Annotated in this window: 15 protein-coding genes and 4 pseudogenes; 10 read left to right on the plus strand and 9 right to left on the minus strand. The window is 68.6% G+C overall.

Annotation, left to right across the window (positions count from 1 at the left end; all coding sequences use genetic code 11):
• Positions 1–153: 153 nt before the first annotated feature.
• A complete protein-coding gene (locus PV410_RS41035) occupies positions 154–1,050 on the minus strand; it encodes an aminoglycoside phosphotransferase family protein (protein ID WP_500331700.1) in 897 nt (298 codons plus the stop codon).
• A gap of 1,016 nt (positions 1,051–2,066) precedes the next feature.
• On the opposite strand from PV410_RS41035, the pseudogene PV410_RS41040 reads away from it, so the two are divergent.
• Positions 2,067–2,228 (plus strand): annotated as a pseudogene (locus PV410_RS41040) (IS256 family transposase); the annotation flags it as partial.
• A gap of 32 nt (positions 2,229–2,260) precedes the next feature.
• Here the strand turns inward: PV410_RS41040 and PV410_RS41045 are convergent.
• Positions 2,261–2,575: a hypothetical protein gene (locus tag PV410_RS41045; RefSeq protein ID WP_500331702.1), complete on the minus strand. Its 315-nt coding sequence runs from the start codon at positions 2,573–2,575 to the stop codon at positions 2,261–2,263.
• Positions 2,576–3,001: 426 nt separating this feature from the next.
• Between PV410_RS41045 and PV410_RS41050 the strand changes: the two genes are divergently transcribed.
• The gene (locus PV410_RS41050; RefSeq protein ID WP_500331704.1) at positions 3,002–3,886 is read left to right on the plus strand and encodes a GNAT family N-acetyltransferase; all 885 of its coding nucleotides are present in this window, start codon (positions 3,002–3,004) and stop codon (positions 3,884–3,886) included.
• A gap of 144 nt (positions 3,887–4,030) precedes the next feature.
• Here PV410_RS41050 and PV410_RS41055 read toward each other — a convergent pair whose 3' ends face one another.
• The gene (locus PV410_RS41055; RefSeq protein ID WP_500331705.1) at positions 4,031–4,378 is read right to left on the minus strand and encodes a hypothetical protein; all 348 of its coding nucleotides are present in this window, start codon (positions 4,376–4,378) and stop codon (positions 4,031–4,033) included.
• A 324-nt stretch (positions 4,379–4,702) separates the two neighbouring features.
• On the opposite strand from PV410_RS41055, the gene PV410_RS41060 reads away from it, so the two are divergent.
• The 3 genes and pseudogenes from PV410_RS41060 to PV410_RS41070 all read left to right on the plus strand — a co-directional run.
• Positions 4,703–5,017, plus strand: coding sequence for a DUF6416 domain-containing protein (locus tag PV410_RS41060; RefSeq protein ID WP_500331707.1), 315 nt, complete (start codon positions 4,703–4,705; stop codon positions 5,015–5,017).
• 637 nt (positions 5,018–5,654) lie between these two features.
• Complete coding sequence (locus PV410_RS41065) at positions 5,655–5,861, plus strand: hypothetical protein (RefSeq protein WP_500331709.1); 207 nt, start codon at positions 5,655–5,657, stop codon at positions 5,859–5,861.
• A 171-nt stretch (positions 5,862–6,032) separates the two neighbouring features.
• Positions 6,033–6,413, plus strand: a pseudogene (locus tag PV410_RS41070) (SUKH-3 domain-containing protein); the annotation flags it as partial.
• A 29-nt stretch (positions 6,414–6,442) separates the two neighbouring features.
• Here PV410_RS41070 and PV410_RS41075 read toward each other — a convergent pair.
• Complete coding sequence (locus PV410_RS41075) at positions 6,443–7,003, minus strand: hypothetical protein (RefSeq protein ID WP_500331763.1); 561 nt, start codon at positions 7,001–7,003, stop codon at positions 6,443–6,445.
• A 251-nt stretch (positions 7,004–7,254) separates the two neighbouring features.
• Here PV410_RS41075 and PV410_RS41080 point away from each other — a divergent pair, with 251 nt between their 5' ends.
• Positions 7,255–7,653 carry a hypothetical protein gene (locus PV410_RS41080; protein WP_500331711.1) on the plus strand — a complete coding sequence of 133 codons (399 nt, stop codon included), beginning with the start codon at positions 7,255–7,257 and terminating at the stop codon, positions 7,651–7,653.
• Positions 7,654–8,079: 426 nt separating this feature from the next.
• Here PV410_RS41080 and PV410_RS41085 read toward each other — a convergent pair whose 3' ends face one another.
• Positions 8,080–8,502 (minus strand): hypothetical protein, encoded by a 423-nt coding sequence (locus PV410_RS41085; protein ID WP_500331713.1) that lies wholly within the window; start codon positions 8,500–8,502, stop codon positions 8,080–8,082.
• A 544-nt stretch (positions 8,503–9,046) separates the two neighbouring features.
• Between PV410_RS41085 and PV410_RS41090 the strand changes: the two are divergent.
• Positions 9,047–9,554 (plus strand): annotated as a pseudogene (locus PV410_RS41090) (transposase family protein); the annotation flags it as partial.
• 9 nt (positions 9,555–9,563) lie between these two features.
• Here PV410_RS41090 and PV410_RS41095 read toward each other — a convergent pair.
• From PV410_RS41095 to PV410_RS41105, 3 genes and pseudogenes are all read right to left on the minus strand, one after another.
• Positions 9,564–9,940, minus strand: a pseudogene (locus PV410_RS41095) (hypothetical protein).
• Positions 9,941–10,205: 265 nt separating this feature from the next.
• Positions 10,206–11,819 carry a peptidoglycan-binding protein gene (locus PV410_RS41100; protein ID WP_500331715.1) on the minus strand — a complete coding sequence of 538 codons (1,614 nt, stop codon included), beginning with the start codon at positions 11,817–11,819 and terminating at the stop codon, positions 10,206–10,208.
• Between the two features lie 218 nt (positions 11,820–12,037).
• A complete protein-coding gene (locus PV410_RS41105; RefSeq protein ID WP_500331717.1) occupies positions 12,038–12,208 on the minus strand; it encodes a hypothetical protein in 171 nt (56 codons plus the stop codon).
• Positions 12,209–12,386: 178 nt separating this feature from the next.
• On the opposite strand from PV410_RS41105, the gene PV410_RS41110 reads away from it, so the two are divergent.
• From PV410_RS41110 to PV410_RS41120, 3 genes are all read left to right on the plus strand, one after another.
• Positions 12,387–12,854 (plus strand): hypothetical protein, encoded by a 468-nt coding sequence (locus PV410_RS41110; RefSeq protein ID WP_500331719.1) that lies wholly within the window; start codon positions 12,387–12,389, stop codon positions 12,852–12,854.
• 274 nt (positions 12,855–13,128) lie between these two features.
• Complete coding sequence (locus PV410_RS41115; protein WP_500331720.1) at positions 13,129–14,097, plus strand: ATP-binding cassette domain-containing protein; 969 nt, start codon at positions 13,129–13,131, stop codon at positions 14,095–14,097.
• Positions 14,094–14,885 carry an ABC transporter permease gene (locus PV410_RS41120; protein WP_500331722.1) on the plus strand — a complete coding sequence of 264 codons (792 nt, stop codon included), beginning with the start codon at positions 14,094–14,096 and terminating at the stop codon, positions 14,883–14,885. Before PV410_RS41115 ends, PV410_RS41120 begins: the two co-directional genes overlap by 4 nt.
• On the opposite strand, the gene PV410_RS41125 is transcribed toward PV410_RS41120, so the two are convergent.
• On the minus strand, positions 14,866–17,964 hold the full coding sequence (locus tag PV410_RS41125) for an ATP-binding protein (RefSeq protein WP_500331724.1): 3,099 nt from the start codon (positions 17,962–17,964) through the stop codon (positions 14,866–14,868). The genes PV410_RS41120 and PV410_RS41125 overlap by 20 nt on opposite strands.
• Positions 17,965–17,991: the final 27 nt, after the last annotated feature.

The raw sequence follows: 17,991 nt of genomic DNA on the forward strand, positions 1-17,991 counted from the left end.
TACGAACGCCGCGCCGACCTCCACCAGGGCCTCCTGGAACTCGCCTGCAGCATCATCTGCCTCCGACGACTCCGACCTTCATTCTGAAACGATCAGTAACGGGAGCCTCGGGGCGCTCGGGGCCACCTTGCACGGCCTACGATCGGGGCGACATCACATTGTCGACTCCAGAATGCGGTCGAGTGTCCGGCGCCCCATTCTGCTCATCGTCGGATTGGTCTCGACGTAATACCAGACAAGCCCCATCGCCTGTTCGAAGGCCCAGGCCTTGCCGCGTTCCCACTCCAGATCGTCGCAGGCCAGTGTCCGCCGGAGCACTTCCCGTGGGCCCGGTTGCAACAGGTGCCAGGCGCTGACCAGATCCAGCGCCGGGTCGGCCGGGCCGAAGCCCCCGGTGTCGAGTACGCCGCTGAGCCGGTCTCCCGCGACCAGTACGTTGCCGGGAATCAGGTCACCATGGCTCATCACATCGGCAGCCGTGCGTGGCAACTCCCTCAGGTGGCTCCACACTTGGCGCAGCCGGGGCACGTCGAGGAGCCCCTCGCTCTCCTCGAAGCACTTCGCCATCCAGTCGTCGTGGTGAGCGAGAACGCCGCCACGGTTCTCGCCGCTGAAATGCCGCCCGTGCGTCTCGGCGTCCCGCAGGGCTGCGATGAAGGCCGCGAGGTCCTCGGCGAAAGCGTCCGACCCACTCGGGTCGGCATCGAAGGCGACTGTTCCCGGCAGCCATGTCTGGACTGACCACGGCATGGGGCAACCCGCTCCAGGCTTTCCCAGGGCGACGGGTTGCGGAACGGGGAACCGCGACACCTGTGCCAGCTCCGCGCTCGCCTGGGCTTCCCGTTCCAGAACCGCCAGTGCCTCAGCAGCGTCGGTCAGACGCAGCGGGAAACGCGCGGAGAGGTCATCCCCGATGCGGAAGATGGCGTTGACCGTCCCGGTCGACGACTGGAGACGGATCGCCTTGCCGCTCCACTGAGGGAACTGCTCCTGGATCAGGGCCGCAACGATGTCGGTGGTCACGTCCACTTGGTCATCGTGCATGGTCATTCTCGCAAGCCCTTTCCCCAGTCCAATGCGAAGCGCCACCGGCAAGCCAGATCAACGGAGACGACAGCCAGTATTCATGCGCCAGGGTCCTGATCAACTGAAATTTTCGGGCACCCAGGCGGCTCACCCGTTCTGGTCGCCCCAGGCCACAGCCGCGGCTTCGGAGCAAATCACTTGAATCGGGACAAGAGAGGCACCCACCGAGAGCGATCGTTTGCCATCGAGCCTGGTCAAGGTCAGGGCATCGCAAGCGACTGGTGATTTCGCCGTCGACGGACTGCGCCCTCCCGCGGCCCAGAGCCGGCCCAGCGACGCTGCTCATCTTGCCGGGCGACACCCGCTTCAGGTGTTCGTTCATAGCTACACGCGGTCCGCCGCGTTGCCATTACGAAAGGGCTTGGGCAGGTTTCCTGTTACCGCCAGAGTCCCCGTACGTGTACGTACGGCTCTGTTGCCGTCACCTTCTGCTGTCAGGATTGGCGAATTGACCGTGTCCCCTTGGGGCAGCGAGACCTGGACAGTCGTTGGCTGTCTGCGTGAAGCCCATGATGAAGCGGGTGGTCTCCTCGTAGCCGGCGACGCGTTCGGCAAGGGCGAAGGCGGCAGCAGCGGCGTCAACGCTGTTCCCCGTGAGTCCCCGTTCGGCACCGCCTCACGTGGCACGGCTGTGGCACGCCCGATCCCCTCAATGCGAACTATGGGCACGACGGTCGCTGAGGTCTGCTGGGCACGCCAGCCGGCCGTCCGGGAGGGGTGTGGCGGTCGGGTATCGGCGCAGAGGTTGCTGTACTTCGTTGCTGTACAGCACTGTCGTGGCTGACTCGTCTCAGCGAGGTTTGACCGTTCGCGCTGAGCAATGCTCGGAACCTGTGGATCGGGCCGGGGAGGACGTACCTTCCCTGGTGATCGATCGATAGGCCATCGAGCAAGGCCAACGTTGGCGCGTCGGTCGGGAAGGCACGTCCGTGCTCACCGTAGTCAACGCCGACGGCACCACCAGTGGCGGGTTATGCGCCGGCAGCCGCGCGGCAGGACTGGCGATGGTCTTCAAGCTGGTCGAATCCGCCCAGGCCCGCTGGCGGGTCATCAACGGCTCCCATCTCGTCCCGCTCGTCCGTGCCGGCGCCCGCTTCGAACGCGGCCAGCTGGTCGAGCGGCCCGCCCCTGCTGTTGCCTGACACTGTGTTCAACTGATTGACGAGCCACCCATTCAAACCGCAGGCGGCCAACTGACCAACCTGAGATTCGCCGAATCCGGATTTCTGTCCAGGCATCGCAAGGTGAGCTGCTTGCGACGTTGCCGAGGTGTCCAGCCGTGGTGAAGCAACGCATCTCGTATGACTCCCGCAACCAACCCAGGTGCGATCACCACACCGTGCTCAACCCACGTCGCCATGCGCTGTCCACCATTTTCCTCGTGCAGGACAACGATTGCCAGACCGGGCTCATCATTGGGCGCGACTACCCAGCGATAGCGTTCCCCGTCGACAATGATTACCCGCGTGCCCCTTTTCGCAATGGCCATGCAACTCAACCTTCCGCACCACGCACGGCCGCACCAACTCGTGCGCGTAGACCGACAGTGTGCCTCTTGTCGGGGGCGTCGTGGAACTCTGCGGCGGCCTCAACCGATTCCGCGCCAGACGTCGACTGAGGGGGAAGTTGCCCCGCTCGCCGCAGGCTCCGACCTACCCACCACCGGCTTCGCGACCCTGACCGAGGTCAGCTGATCCACAGGTATTGACAATTGCTCGTTCGCGCTTTGACTGGTCGCTGTCGTACGTTCGAGGCTGTTGGGCTTGCCAAGGACAGGCATGGCCACAGGGAGACGAGGCATTTTCGGCACTTCGGCAAGGTCGTCAGCCGCGTGTAAGTCGACTGGGAGAACGAACACTTCGCGAAGCTGGCGCTGGAGCGGATGCTCGCCCTGCCGTAGGGGCAGGATGGGCGCATGATCCTTCGCCCCTTGCGCGACATCGACGATGACGCCGACGCGATAGCGGTCGTGGCCTCCGCCGCGTTCGGCGCCTCCGATGCCCTGCCCGGTGGCGGCCCTCCCGAGGAGATGCCTCCCGAGCTGGCCGCTCTGCTGCGGCGGCGCAATCGGTACGTCGCGCGTACCGACCCAGGTGGTTGCTGGCTGGCCGTGGACGAGATCTCCGGCATGCCGCTCGGGGTCGCCCTGTCGACGCGCCGCGAGGGGACGTGGGGGCTGTCGCTCCTTGCCGTGCTGCCCTCCGCGCAGCGGCAGGGGGTCGGGCGCGAACTGCTGGCCGCCGCCCTTGCCTACGGGCGTGGCTGCCTGCGCGGCATCATCTGCAGTTCCCCCGACCCGCGGGCGGCGGCGACCTACCGCCGGGCGGGCTTCGCGCTGCACCCGGCGATGCGCCTGGAAGGCGCTGTCCGCAAGGGCGACCTGCCCGCGCCGGACGGGGCGGTGCACGAGGGCTCGGCCAAGCACCGCGACCTGATGGACTCCGTCGACCGGCGCACCCGGGGCGGGGCCCACGGCCCTGACCACGACCAACTGCTCACCGAGAGTGACCTGCTGATCGTCGACGACGTGGCCGGCAGCGGCTACTGCTACATCGACCAATACGGGAACGTACGGCTGCTCGCCGCCACCTCCCGTCGCCTGGCGACCCGGCTGCTCACGGCCGCACTACTGAGCCTGCCCGAGGGCACCCCGGCACAGGTCACCAATGTGACGGCCGAACAGCAGTGGGCCGTGGATGTGGGGCTGACCGCCGGACTGGAACTCAGCACGTTCGGCTGGGTCTGCCTGCGCGGAATGCGGCCACAGGAGCCGTACATCCCCTCGGGATTCTTCGGGTGACGTTGGACCTTGGGGCGCCTGTTTGGAGGGATCCCAGCTCAGCGGGTCATCAAGACTGCGGTGTACCGTCATTGGCCGTGGCTGACCGTCCGATGTGGCACGGTTGTGGTACAGGCTGGTACCCAAGGTGCACCGTCGCCTGACTCACCAGTCACGCCACCGTTCGGTCAACTCCTCCATGTCCTGGCGGGCCAGGAGCGCCGAGACGTCGACGCCTTGCTCGACGAGGACGTCATCGATGTACTCGCAGAGGTCCTCTCGCTCTATGGTGCAGTACGCCCCGTACTTCTCATCGATGACATTCAGTTGCTGCACGACGCGCTCGACGGCGGCAAGCACGGGCTCGTCGGATGCGCTGCGGAGAGCACGCGCCTCTTCCTCAAACGAGGCCAGCGCGGCATCGGTGGCCTGCAGCATGCCGGGGGAGTAGAGCTCCGTGGAGTCGCTCCGCGCGACCTCGTCACGCCATGTCGTGGACGGTCTGGTTGCCATGCGCGGAGACTACTGCCGGCCTCCGACACCGTAGTGTCGGCCTTCCTGGGCCGGTGGAGCAGGTGTTGAGAGGGGGCTCTGGGGCCGCGTCCCCTTCTCCTCTTGACCTGTGGCTCTTCCTCAGCTGCGCCGCTTGCCGGTAGAACTTCGACACGGATTCGACACGCAGTGTCCTGACGGATCTGTACGGTGCGAACGACACACGTTAGGGGCGAACTGTTGGGGGCGGGCATGACGGCGTATCTGACTGAGACTGATCCACGATGGGCTAAGCACTCCGGTGAAGCGGGGCACTACGGAGCCTCGGAATGGGGTCCGGAGGACTTGGAGCGCGCCGCGATGTTCCTGGCCGAACTCGCGCCGCAGGCCCGGCGGGTGTTCCAGCACCTGCTGTGCAACCCAGGCCGGAGGATCCACTGCACGGAGTTGGTGGACAAGGCCCTGGGCGGCCCCAACGAGAGTGATCCGGCGCGGCGCGTGGCAGGTGTGCTGTCCGGGATGAGCAAGGGACACAGCAACAGCGAGCGGCGGCTTCCGTTCTACTGGTGGGAGGCTCCTGAGGGGAGCGCGGGTGCAACGTACGCTGTCCGCCCCTCGGTGGCAGCGGTCTTCCTGGCCGCTCAGCTCAACGCCACGTGATCTGCACAGCCGCGACTGACCACAGGCGGCCGCGTTCTGCGGCTGCCCAAATGATTGGCGTCCTGACCTGCGGCTGAACCGTTGACGCGTGTCAGCGTTGGTCATCATTGAGCGCCCTTCCACGGCCCCACGACGGCGTGGGAGGGCGCTCGCGCGTCAGGAACGTCTGCCGTGTAGAACTGGTGGTGGACTTCTGGAAGACGCGCAGGCCACAGGGCAGATGGGGAGTGCCCAGGTGGGTGGGTAACCGCGTCCGATGCCCACCGTCCGCCGCCGCGGGGGCATCTACACGCTGGACCTCGGCCAGGGCTTCGAGGCCTGGGTCGGGCTGACACAGCCACGAGGTATCACCCGCTCCAGGTCAATCCGGTTGCCGGCCTCGCGTACGTGCCGCTGGAACGACTTCTGGCTGAACTGCTCGGCGAGACACCCATCCCGGGAAGGGCCACCCTGGCCAGGCCATTCGGTTACCTCACCCCCGTACAACAGTTTCCTTCAACTGGAGATCGCGACTCCCGAAGACGCTGGACCCGCAGCTGAAGAGCTCCTGGACCTGGTCCACCGGTATGGGCTTCCGCACTCGCGCCGCTACGCAAGTCCAGACGGGCTGCTGGCCGCGTTCGAGGAAGGCGGCCACGTGGGCAATCCCGAGCGGGCGAATCTCCTGATCCCGACACTGCACCTCCTGCGGGGCGAGGCAGACCGGGCCACCTCCACAGCACAGCAGCACTTGCTTCGATACGGCAACGACCTCAGCATGGCGAACGTCGCGCACTACCACCGGTTCGCTCGCGCCCTCGTGGTGCGCCACGGCCTGGATCTTGAGGTGCGCGGCCACGACTGATGGGAGCGTTGTGCCTAAAATTTGTCCCGTAAGCGATCTCCGTACCTTCCGTGGCCAGTAGCCCTGTCTGCTGGTCCGGATTTGCGGCAGAGTTCGGGCAACAGACACCCGAGAGGCTGGGGAGGGCGCATAGAACACATCGGTGAGTCGTTGACGGGCCGTGGTCCGTCGGTGCCGGACGCGCTGGGCGTTGCTGGGTGGACAGCAGGTCGTAAGATCGCCACCAGGGACTGGACCCAGCAACTGACAGCTGCTGGGTTCGAGCTCAATGACACGGCGGTCGGGGTCTGGGCCGAGTTCGGCGAGCTGACGATCAACAGCTGCCCCCCTCGCGTCCCTGCCTCGTCACTGTACATAGAGCCCGTTGACGCCTGCGTTGACGCCGCCGCGGAAGCGTCCAGGCTGAGGCACCGATACGCAGAGAACTACAGCCCTCTGGGCATGTGGTCGGTCCAGTACAGGTCGTACATTGCGACCAGCGGGCGCGTCGTTGCCGTCTGGCCGGGCGTCCTCTGGCCCCTGGGGTCGACCTTCGCGGAGGCGCTGGCCTACGTGGTGGACGGCGATGCCGGCGCCGATCCTCAGCCTCGGTCGAGCCAAGCCCCGATGCTCGCAGCCTCGCCAGGGGGGAGCTTCCCACTTCTCATGATGCTCTCCGCAAGGCGACGAATTGGGAGAGCACGATGGGGATTCGGGACCGCCAGCACTGCCGCCACACCGCCCTGATAAGTGGTCCCTTCAATTATGACGTCACCGTGCGGCGACATAGTCAGTAGTCCGTCGAGCGAAGGACCGTTGATGGTGCCTTCGGTGGATCCAGCCATGTTCCAGCACTCCTGAAGCTTCACCTGGAGCCAGCGGAAATCGATCTCGTCGTCCTCGCCCAGATTGACGAAGGTCAGAAACTCTCCCCGCTCACCGAACAGTCCGAAACGTGTGGCCAGCCTGTACCATGCGGCGTTGACATCCCGCAGACCATCGCGTCGCTTGAGGTCGATGACCTCATCGACCCGCCCGTGCTCTGGACCGCAGGCACTTGCCTGCGACGCGGCCTCGGGCGGGCAGGTCGTCAACAATGGTTCGCCATCAAGGACGAGCAGCCCCGAGGCGCCGAGCTTGTCAGTCAGCGTTTCGATGTTCATCGTGCCTCCTTGCGGGCAGCCCGTCCGCCACCGAACTCGTTGCCGTCTACCTCGCCTACTCCGGCCTGTGCCACTGCGAGGCTATCCCCTGCTCAGTGTGGAATACGGCTTCGCCGAGCGGGACGGAGGCAGGAGCGTGAGCGACGCCGGGTGCCTTGATGAAGCAGAGAAGGTCAGACCGCGCGCCCCCCTTGCCTCGGCTTGCTGGGGGCGACTGTCGCCGGTATGGAATGCGGCTACGCTCGGCTGCTGTGAGCTTTGACATGTTTGTTCAGCGCTTCCGAGACGGGCAGGCGGCCCTCATGAGCCCGGAGGCGCTCCACACTCTGTTCGGCCCCCACGTGCACAGCGAGGAGCCGGAGTTTCATCTGTGGACCATCCATGCCCCCGACGGGGGCGAGGCTCAGGTCTACGCCGACACCAGCACCTCGGACTTCAGTGGCTTCGTGATCAGTCGATTTTCGACCGGGCTCGTTCTCGATTTGCTGGTGCAGTGCGCCCGCCGGTCCGATGCGGTGATTCTGGCTCCTGGATGCCCGACGATGATCACCTCTTCGGAGCAGCATGCTCAGCTTCCCGAAGAGCTCCGAGACGACGCGCGCCTGGTCCAAGTCGCAGCTGACGTCGAGGTGATACTCAAGGCTTGCTGATGCTGGCGATAGGCGTCGGTGTGGAGGCAGGCGCCCGGCCGGAGGATGCGGTGGCCATGCGTGTCCTGGACGCCCGGCTGCCCGCGGAGAACGACGAAGACCAGTGGGGGGATGCTGTTCGACCGGCGGCCCTCGCCTACTGGCTCATCACTCGCACTCCTGCCCGCCGACACGACTCGTAGCTGCAACGACGCCCCTCTGATCCGTAGCTCAATGTAGATCGGCCGCGGACGGTCACTCCGGCCGTGCTACGGCCCTAGGAGGACGTTAACGGACGAGATTGGTTGCGGTGGATGCCGTACTTCAGTGCTGCACGCCGATCCATGTCAGGGTGCGGGGCCAAGGCGTGCGCCAACCTGTATGCCGACAACAGCGCACAACTGCGAACAGGGCGTCAGCGGCGCTGCTTGTCCGATGGGGGTGGCGTCAGAGCTTCAGCGGCCCGTGGGTGCCTGCGTGGAAGGTGAAGACGGTCGGTTCGACGTCGAACTCCTCGCGGAAGTGCCCGCCGTAGCCAGGTTCTTCGACGTGAGGTGCGAGCAGGTCCAGGATGGGGACGAGGTCAGCCATCATGTCGTCGAGCCAGAGGTTGCGGCTGAACAGCCCCCAGACGTGGCGCTCACCGCTTGCCGTGAAGCCCCAGGACTGCCGCCGTAGGGACGCGAAATCACCTCCGGGCAGCCGGCTGTCCGGATCTGAGGAGAGCAGCGGATATGTGTGCTCCTCCCCGTCGAGTCCTGCCGGGCGTTCGGAGGTCAGGCCGAGGTGCCATCGCAGAGCGTCCAGGACCGCATCAGGCGTGTCGTCGCGGAGGAGGCAGGCGAAGACGACTTCGTAGTGGAGGCTCACGGAGCCGTATTCTGCCAGGCACGACCGACAGGCCCGGAGTGTTGCGCCTGCCGCAGCACAGAGGCGGATGGGACTTGAAAACCGTCGTGCCAGCGACGTCACCGTGGGTTCATATCCCACACTCGCCGCAATGGTCGGCGAAGGTGCCGGACAGAAGGGGTGCCCCAAGACCCGGGGGCACCGCTTCTACGTGCACGATGGCGCTGTTCTTCCCCCGGATATCCCCGCCTGATCGGGCACGCCACGGGCACGGACTCGGCCGTGCTGCTCGTTTAGATGGCCAGTAGCGCGGCGAGCAACGAAGCCGCCATTGCGGAGAAGAGCCGCGGCTTTCTCCAGCCCGGTCCGGAAGCCTGGCGGGTCAGTTCCCACGTGATCACCAGCCCGCCACCGAGGCCCAACGTGTCCCGCAGCAGGAAAACGGCGGTATGCACAAGGTCCTCCAGTGGCTTCGAACGGACGGGAAGGCTACCTCTAGCGGCGGTCGCGAGGTTCGCCGGGGCCTCAGTTTGGAAGACAGGCTGCAAACCGACGTGGCCGGCTCGGACGCAGGTGGGACCAACTGCCGCCGGGCTTCGCGCTGTCGGGCGCGACCGCTTCCCGCCGGTTCACCGAATGGAGCGTGGCCCGCGTGTGGGCCAAGCTCCACCGCCTGGTCCTGGACGAAATGGGCTTCCGGGGTGGTCAGGACTGGTACCGGTGCGCGATCGACTCCGTCAGCGTCCGGGCCCTCAAAGGGGGCGGCTGACCGGACCGAATCCGACTGACAGCGGCAAGAAGGGTTTGATAATCCACTTCATCGTGGACCGCCGTGGTCTGCCTCTGTCGTCGAGCGGCATCTCCGGGGCGAACCTCCACGACAGCCAGGCCCTGATCCCGCTGGTCTGCGGCACCCCACGCATCCGCTCACGCCGCGGCCCACGACGCCGCAGGCCCGGCACATTGCACGGGCACAAGGGATACCGCTACGGCATCTGCGGCGCTGGGTGTCGTCCCGCGGCATCCGGCACCACCTCGCCCGCAAGGGCACCGAGTCATCCCGACACCTGGGCAATGACGTCTTACAGCTGGTCCCCCGTGCCGGCCGGTTCTGGAGGGTGCACGCCGCCCCCGTCCTTGACGTCCTGCTCGCATGTTCGCCTGTCGTAGGACTGGTCATTGGCAATCAGGAGCACTCCGGCCACCTGTTCAGGGTGCTCGACGGCGAGCCATTCGTCGCCCGTGTGGTCCCCACCCGGACCGAACGCCTCAGAGGAGTAGACGCTTTGACAGATCAATGCCACGCGCTTCTTGTCCACCGCGCAGGCGTCCACCGCAGGGCCGCGCCGATAGGCCGCCCTGACGTGTCGATGACCTGCACCCTGACACCGGCCTCACCGCGCTCCGCCGTCGTGTCGGTGCAGCCCCAGAGTGAAGAGCAGCCGGACAGGGAGAGAATCGCCAGGACCAACGGGGCAGCAGTCAGTACCCGTGCGGGGAGTACTCAGATGACCTCCAGTCAGAAGGGATCGGAGTTCCGCACGGGAAGTGACTGTGGCATTCGGAGCACGTGAGGTCATCCCTGCGGCAGGTGCCTCTCTCATGCGCAGACCTGACCGGACCGGACGGCCCGCCACCGGGGCCGAGCGCGACCTCGACGCGGAGCGGTGCCGCACCCGGGGTCGGGGTCGCGGGTGCGGCACCGCTTCCGGGCGTGCCCTGGGTCAGCGGACCCGGATGAAGACCACGTCGTACCCCAGGTTCGTGCCGCGGTTCTTGACGTAGACGCCGTCCTTGCCGCCGTTGGGGTTGCCGGTGTTGCCCTCGACGGTGGTGAAGGAGGAACCGCCGCTCACCGTCCGCACGATGCCGATGTGCTCCTGGCCGTCGTTGAAGTTGCTCCCGCCGTTCCAGTCGAAGGCCACGATGTCGCCGGGCTGCGGGTTGGTCGTCACCGACAGGTGGTAGTTGCCGGCCCGGGCCTGCTTCACCCAGCCGGAGACGTAGCTGTTGCGGTAGGAGGTGGCGCCCGTCTGCTTGGCCACCCAGCTGACGAACGTCGCGCACCAGGCGTAGTTGTTGGTGGACAGGGAGAGCCCCACGGCCACGCCGTAGCTGTTCGCGCGGGCGCTGCCCTCGACCGTGCCGACCTCGGCGGCGGCGACGTCGAGGAGTTTGGCGTAGCCGCCGCCGGGCGGCGGCGACGTGGGCGGGGTGACCGCGCCGTACAGGGCGGCCTTGGTGTTCGGGCCCACCCTGCCGTCGACCGCGAGCCCCTTCTCGGACTGGAAGTCCCGCACCGCGCTGTCGGTCATCGGCCCGAAGTCGCCGTCGACGGCGAGATCGGCGCCGTGGTGGTTGAGGAGGCTCTGCAGCTCGGTGACGCAGCCGCTGCGCTGGCCTTTGACGATGTCGGTCGGGCACGCGGCGGAGTTCAGGTTGATCGGCGCGGGGGCGCCGCTGCCGCCGCCACCGCCGATGTTGGAGTACAGGGCGTTCTTGGTGTTCGGGCCGACCTCGCCGTCGACCGACAGGCCGTGCGAGGACTGGAAGGACCTCACGGCCGTCAGGGTCAGGGGACCGAACTCACCGTCGACGTCGAGGTGCTGGCCCTTGCCGTTGAGCAGCGCCTGCAGGGTCGCGACGCAGCCGCCGGTCTGGCCCTCCACGATGTTCGCCGGGCACGAGGAGGACCGCAGGTCCAGGCCGGTCGAGGGGGCCTCGTCGGTGTCGTACAGTTCCCGCTTGGTGTTCGGGCCGACCTCGCCGTCGACCGACAGGCCGTGCGAGGACTGGAAGCTGCGGACCGCGCTGTACGTCTCCGGCCCGAAGTCGCCGTCCACGCTCACCGCGTAGCCGAAGTGGCGGAGCAGGCGCTGGAGTTCGGTGACGCAGCCGCTCTTGCTGCCCTGCACGATGTTCGCCGGGCACGAGGAGGACGTGAGGTTGACCGGTGCGGGCGCCGTGCCCCCGGTGGCGTACAGCTTGCTCTTGGTCTGGGGGCCCACGCGCCCGTCCACGGCGATGGCGGTGGCGGCCTGGAACTCACGCACCGCGTAGAGCGTGTTCGGCCCGAAGTCGCCGTCCACCGTGAGGCCCGCTCCGTGGGCGTTGAGCAGGTTCTGCAGTTCGGTGACGCAGCCGCTCACCTGGCCCTGGACGATATCGGTCGGGCAGGAGGCCGAGGTGAGCTTGACGGGCGCCGGCGCGGCCATCGCCGGGCCGGCGCCCATCAGGGTGGCCGCCACGAGGATCGCCGCGGTGGCCGCGAGGCTCACGATCCGGACGCGCCAGCCGGGTCTGGCGCCCGGGGCAGGGAGGGGTAAGACGCTTCTCATGACGGCGGAGGACTCCTTCGACGGATCATCTGACGAGGGACCGGGTCGAGTGGCCGCCGGGCGGCCGCGCACGACGGTGACAGCTGGGGCCCGTGCGGGCAATCCGTTTCGAACAACTGGCCGGATTCCGCCGCTGTGCATGGGAGGGAGGCACCGCCTCCTGGCGTCGAAGGGGCCGGCCGCGGTCCCCCCGGCCCTCGCCTACGAGCCCGGGCTGATCATGCCTCGGTGTTCCCCGACGTGTGCGACGCGTCCGACGCCTCCGACGTGGCGAGGCCGAGTGCCTTGCGCGCCTTGACCGCCTCGTCGTAGCCCGCGAACGGCCGTGCGAATATATCCGGCACCTGGAACCCGACGCGGCCCTGCCCCCAACGGTGCCCGTTGCGCATCGCCGGGCATGGCGACTCACTGTCTGCCGCCGCGACGGGCCGCATGTCGCCGTACCGGTTTCACTGCCGTCCGCACCCCTGAAAACGCCGTGAAACGGCGGTGAACGGCGGGTCGGTCACGCTCTGCGGCATGACGACGACGGCCCCGCGAGGGGTAGCGACCAGGGAGGGGACCACCATGAACGGCCTGCGACTGATCCGCCGTCACGCGGCGGCGTTCGTGCGCTTCGCAGGGCTGGGCTGCGGGGTCACCCTGGCGGCCTCGGCGGCCTTGGTCCTGCTCTCGCAGTGGATCCCGTGGATGGCGGCGAACGTACTGACCACCGTCGCCTCGACCGTGGTCGCCACCGAACTGCACGCCCGGGTCTCGTTCGGCCACGGACGGCCCGGCCTGGCAGGCCACGTGAAGAGCGCGGCCACCGTCGCCGTCGGCTGGCTGGTCACGTCGGCCGCAGTCGGCGCACTGACCGCGCTCCGCCCCGGCGCCGGGCTCGTCCTGCAGCAGGCGGTGTACCTGTCGGCCACCGCGCTCGTCGGGATCGGCCGCTATCGCGTGCTGCGCCTGTCCGTGTTCGCGGAGCGTGTCCCGCGGTCGCGAACCGCCGGCGGCGGCGGGATGCGGGCCGCGTTCGACGCGGGAGCGTGACCCGGCTGGACGAGTTCACCGGAACTCCTGACGGGCACCGGTCGCGTACGGGCCCCCATCGATGCCGACGGGGGCCCGTACGCCGTCCTACGAGGCGTTCCCGCCCCGCTCTTGCGCCGGTGCGCTGTCCCGAGCCGTCGGGGCTCCCCGGCGGGGCTCGCACCTGACGCAGTCGCTGCGCTGACCAGCGCATTTCACCGCGTTGCCGGTCGGAGGGGGCTGCTGAAACCGCGCTGAAAGGTCGTTGAACGCGGCGCCCCGCAGACTCCGTCGCATGATGACAACGACCGACGCATCCGCCATCGCAGCCACGGGGCTGCGGAAGTCCTTCGGGGACAAGCTGGTCCTCGACGGCATCGATCTGCACGTGCCCGCGGGCACGGTCTTCGCCCTCCTGGGCCCGAACGGCGCCGGCAAGACCACCGTGGTCAAGATCCTCTCCACCCTCATCACCGCCGACGCCGGTGAGGTCCGTGTCGGTGGGCACGACATCGCCGCCGACCCGCAGGCGGTACGTGCCGGGATCGGCGTCACGGGGCAGTTCTCCGCCGTCGACGGTCTGATCACCGGCGAGGAGAACATGCTCCTGATGGCGGACCTGCACCACCTGTCCAAGCGTGAAGGGCGGCGGGTCGCAGCCGAGTTGCTGGAGCGGTTCGACCTGGTCGAGGCCGCGAAGAAGCCCGCCTCCACCTACTCCGGTGGCATGAAGCGGCGCCTGGACATCGCCATGACCCTGGTCGGGAACCCGCGGATCATCTTCCTCGACGAGCCGACGACCGGCCTCGACCCACGCAGCCGCCACACCATGTGGCAGATCATCCGCGAACTGGTCTCCAGCGGCGTCACCGTCCTCCTCACCACCCAGTACCTGGAGGAGGCCGACGAGCTCGCCGACCGGATCGCGGTGCTGAACGACGGGAAGATCGCCGCCGAGGGCACCGCGGAGGAGCTGAAGCGGCTCATCCCGGGCGGGCACGTGCGGCTCCGCTTCACCGACCCGAACGCGTACCGGTCCGCCGCCGGCCAGCTGCGCGAGGTCACCCGGGACGACGAGGCGCTGACCCTGCAGATCGCCAGCGGCGGCAGCCAGCGCGAGCTGCGCTCCATCCTCGACTGGCTGGACACGGCCGGCGTCGAGGCGGACGAGCTGACCGTGCACACCCCGGACCTCGACGACGTGTTCTTCGCCCTCACCGCCCCGGCCACCGTCCCCAACCAGTCCAAGGAGAACGTCCGATGAGCGCCTTTTCCCTCGCGGTCCGCGACTCGAACACGATGCTGCGCCGCAATCTGCTGCACGCGCGGCGCTACCCGTCCGCCACCCTGAACCTGCTGCTCGCGCCGATCATGCTGCTGCTGTTGTTCGTGTACATCTTCGGCGACGTGATGAGCGCGGGCATCGGTGGCGGCGGCGCCGATCGCTCCGAGTACATCGCCTACATCGTGCCGGGCATCGTGATGATGACGATCGGCAGCACCGTCATCGGGGCGGCGGTGTACATCTCCATGGACATGAGCGAGGGCCTCATCGCCCGCTTCCGTACGATGGCGATCCACCGCGGCTCCGTGATCATCGGGCACGTGGTGGGCAGCGTGCTGCAGTGCATCGCCAGCGTGGTCCTGGTCGGCGTCATCGCCGTGGCCATCGGCTTCCGGTCCACGGACGCCTCGGCCTTGGAATGGCTGGCGGCGGTCGGGCTGCTGGTGATGTTCTCGCTGGCGTTCACGTGGATCGCGGTCGGTATCGGCATGGCGAGCCCGAACGCCGAGGCGGCCGCCAACAGTGCGCAGCCGTTGATCCTCCTCCCGCTCATCTCGAGCGCGTTCATCCCGGCGGACACGATGCCGGGCTGGTTCCAGCCGATCGCCGAGTACCAGCCGTTCACCCCGGCGATCGAGACCCTGCGCGGCCTGCTGCTCGGCACGGAGATCGGCAGCAACGGGTGGATCGCGGTCGCGTGGTGCGTCGGTCTGACGGTACTGGGCTACCGCTGGTCGATGGCGCAGTTCAACCGCGATCCGAAATGAGTGTGCGGGCCGCCTCCCGCAGCCCGTCCCGCTTCAGGGCGGCGTACTCCGACACCGCGTCGGCGTACGCCGCCCCGTCGGCGTCTTCGGCGGCCTGCCGGGCGCGGTCGAGGGACATCGTGGGCTGGAAGACCTGTGAGACGTGCAGTCGTTCCGCCAGGGCCAGCAGGCGTACCGCGGACGGGTCGCCCTTGGTGAGCCGGGCCAGGCCGAGGGCCAGGACGCGGGTGCCGTAGGTCAGGACCTCCCCGGGCGGGCGGGAGCCGTCGGCGAGCAGCGTGAGCAGCCGGTTCTCCAGTTCGGCCACGAGGCCGGCGACTGGTTCCAGCCGTCCGGCGTACGCGTGGGCGGCCACCGCATGGGCTTCGATCGCCTGTGCCCAGGCGTCCACGGAGGGGTCGGCGGGGGGTGAATCGCTTGCGCGCATCCGCTCGACGGCTGTCCGCCATTGCTTGAGGCCGAGTTCGGTGAGGCCGCGGGCGAGCGCGATCTCGGCCCAGGCGGCCTGGTCGGTGGTGAAGTCCGAGGTGTGCTCGTCCGGCTGGCTCTGCTCGACGCGCCGTAGCCACTGCTCGGCTTCGTCCGGCTTGCCGCGTTGCAGACAGGCGAGGACGAGACCGCGGCGCAGGCCCGTGGTGGGGGATTGGTCGCTGAGGTGGGTCAGGGTGTCCAGCGCGGCGAGGAGGTGCCGGTAGGCCTCGTCGCCGAGGCCGGCGTCGGCGCACAGTTCGCTGCTGCGGGAGTGGCCGAGCAGTTTGAGGGTCGGGTTGGGTACGGCGTCGACCATGGCGAGCATGCGGCGGGCCGAGGACAGCGCGCGTTCCGGCTCGTGTTCGTGCTCCCAGAGGTAGCTGGCCACGCATTCGGCGATGCCCGCGAGCAGGGGTGCGTCGCTCGCGCACAGTTCCTGCAGGGCCTCGTAGCCGGGCGGCTTCATGTCCGGGACGGCGCTCAGCACGACGGCGAGTGCGCGCAGCAGGGTGTCGGGCTTCGCGGGCGGCAGTCGGCGCAGGGTGACGAGGTGGCGTGTCCTGGGCGGGCCGTATCCGATGAAGGGGGCGGCGGTGCAGATGGCGCAGAGGGTGCGGGTGACGTCGGTGTGCCGGGCGTCGGGGCGGTAGTGCGACAGGGGCGCCGCGGTGTCGGTGGCCAGGGTGAGGACCCGGTGGAAGCTCGCGGAGTCGGTGAGCCAGACGCCGGCCAGTACGGCACCGGCCGCCGCGGTGGTGGCGTGGTCCTCGCGGGCGAGGGCGAGGCGCAGGGCGAGCACGAGGTTGTCCTGTTCGGTGCGCAGCCGTGCCCAGTGCCGTAGCGGCTCGAGGCTGAACAAGGCCTCGTGGTTGGTGAGTCCGAAGTTCCGTGCCCAGTCCAGGAACCGGCCGGTGACCGCCTGTTCCTCCCCGGCCGTCGCGCGTCGGGCGGCGCTGAACTCCCGCACCGTCTCCAGCATGTGGAAGCGGATTCCGGCCGCGGTGTCAGCGGCTTTCAGCAGCGACTGGTCGACCAGTTGCTCCAGCAGGTACGGCGCGTCGCCGTCGTCACCGAGCAGGTGTTCCGCCGCTTCTTCGGTGAAGCCGCCGGGGAAGACGGACAGTGCCCGCAGTGCCGCCCGGGCGTCTTCCTCCAGGAGGTTCCAGCTCCACTCGACGACGGCGTGCAGGGTGCGGTGCCGTTCGGGTGCGTCCCGGCTCCCGCCGCGCAGCAGCGCGAACCGGTCGCCGAGGCGGCGGGCTATTTCGGGGACGGTCAATACCCGCACCCGTGCCGCGGCCAGCTCTACGGCGAGCGGCAGCCCGTCCAGGTGGCGGCACAGTTCCGCCACGGCGGAGGGCGGGAGTTCGACGTGGTGGCGTGCGGCCCGGGCCCGCTGTTCGAAGAGCTCGATGGAGGTTGCCAGGCTCAGTTGCGGCAGCTGGTACACCGCTTCGGAGCTCAGCCCGAGCGGTGCCCTGCTGGTGACCAGCACCCGCAGGTCCTTGGACAAGGCCACCAGCTCGCGCACCAGGTCGGCGGTGCCCTGGACGACCTGCTCGCAGTTGTCCAGCACGAGCAGCGTGGGGTCGGTGCCCAGTGCGGCGACGATTTTGGCGGGCGCGTCCGACCCGCCACCGAGCGCCGACGCCACCTCGCCGGCCACGTCGTGGTCCGTGCTGACTCCGGCGAGCGAGATGAAGTGCACCGTCCGCTGTTCCGCCTGGCGGCTGACGGCGTACGCGAGGCGTGTCTTGCCCAGCCCGCCGGGGCCGACGATCGAGGCCAGCCGCGAGGAGTGCAGCAGCCCGGCCACGGCGGCGAGATCCTCGTCCCGACCCAGGAGCGGATTCGGATCGTGCGGCACCCCGTACCGGACCGTGGGTGCCTCCACCTGCAGCAGCTGCTGGTGCACGGCCTTGAGGCCGGGGCCCGGGTCGCTGCCGAGGCCGTCGCGGAGTTCGCGCCGGTACGTGTCGTAGCGGGTGAGCGCCGCCGACGGCCCGGCCGTGTCCGCCTCGGCGCGCAGCAGTTCGGCCAGTACCTCCTCGTCGCGCGGGGTCCGGGCGAAGACCTCGGTGAGCGGCGCCAGGGCCTCGGCCCGTCGTCCCAGCCGGGCGAGGGCGAGCGCGCGGGAGCGTACGAGGGAGTCGTAGAGCGGCGCCCGCTCGGCGCGCAGCTCCTCGACGGGGTCAACGGGCGCGGCGTCGGGGTCCGGGGCGGAGTCCCAGAAGGCGAGGCCCTCCTCGGCACTGGCCAGGGCGACGGCGTGATCCCCGGCCCGGGTGTGGCGGGCGCTGGCCTCTGCACACCGGACCGCCGCCGAAGCGTCGACCTGCTCCTCGGTCAGCGCCAGCCGGTAGCCGGTGGGGGTGCTGACGACGACGTCGGCGCCGAGCAGGGAGCGGGCCCGGGAGACCAGGATCCGCAGCGCGTTGGCGGGGTTGGCCGGCAGCTCGTCCTGCCACAGCCCGTCCACCAGCCGGCTGGTGCTGCAACCGGAGCGCAGCTCGCTTGCGAGCAGCGCGAGCAGCCCGCGCAGCCGGGGCGCGGTGATCTCCTGGCCGCGGTAGGCCACGCGCGACAGGAGAGTCAGGTCGGTCGTCACCCGGTCAGGTTATCGACAGCGGTTGCC

Source organism: Streptomyces sp. PA03-5A (assembly GCF_033792725.1).
Classification (GTDB): Bacteria; Actinomycetota; Actinomycetes; order Streptomycetales; family Streptomycetaceae; genus Actinacidiphila.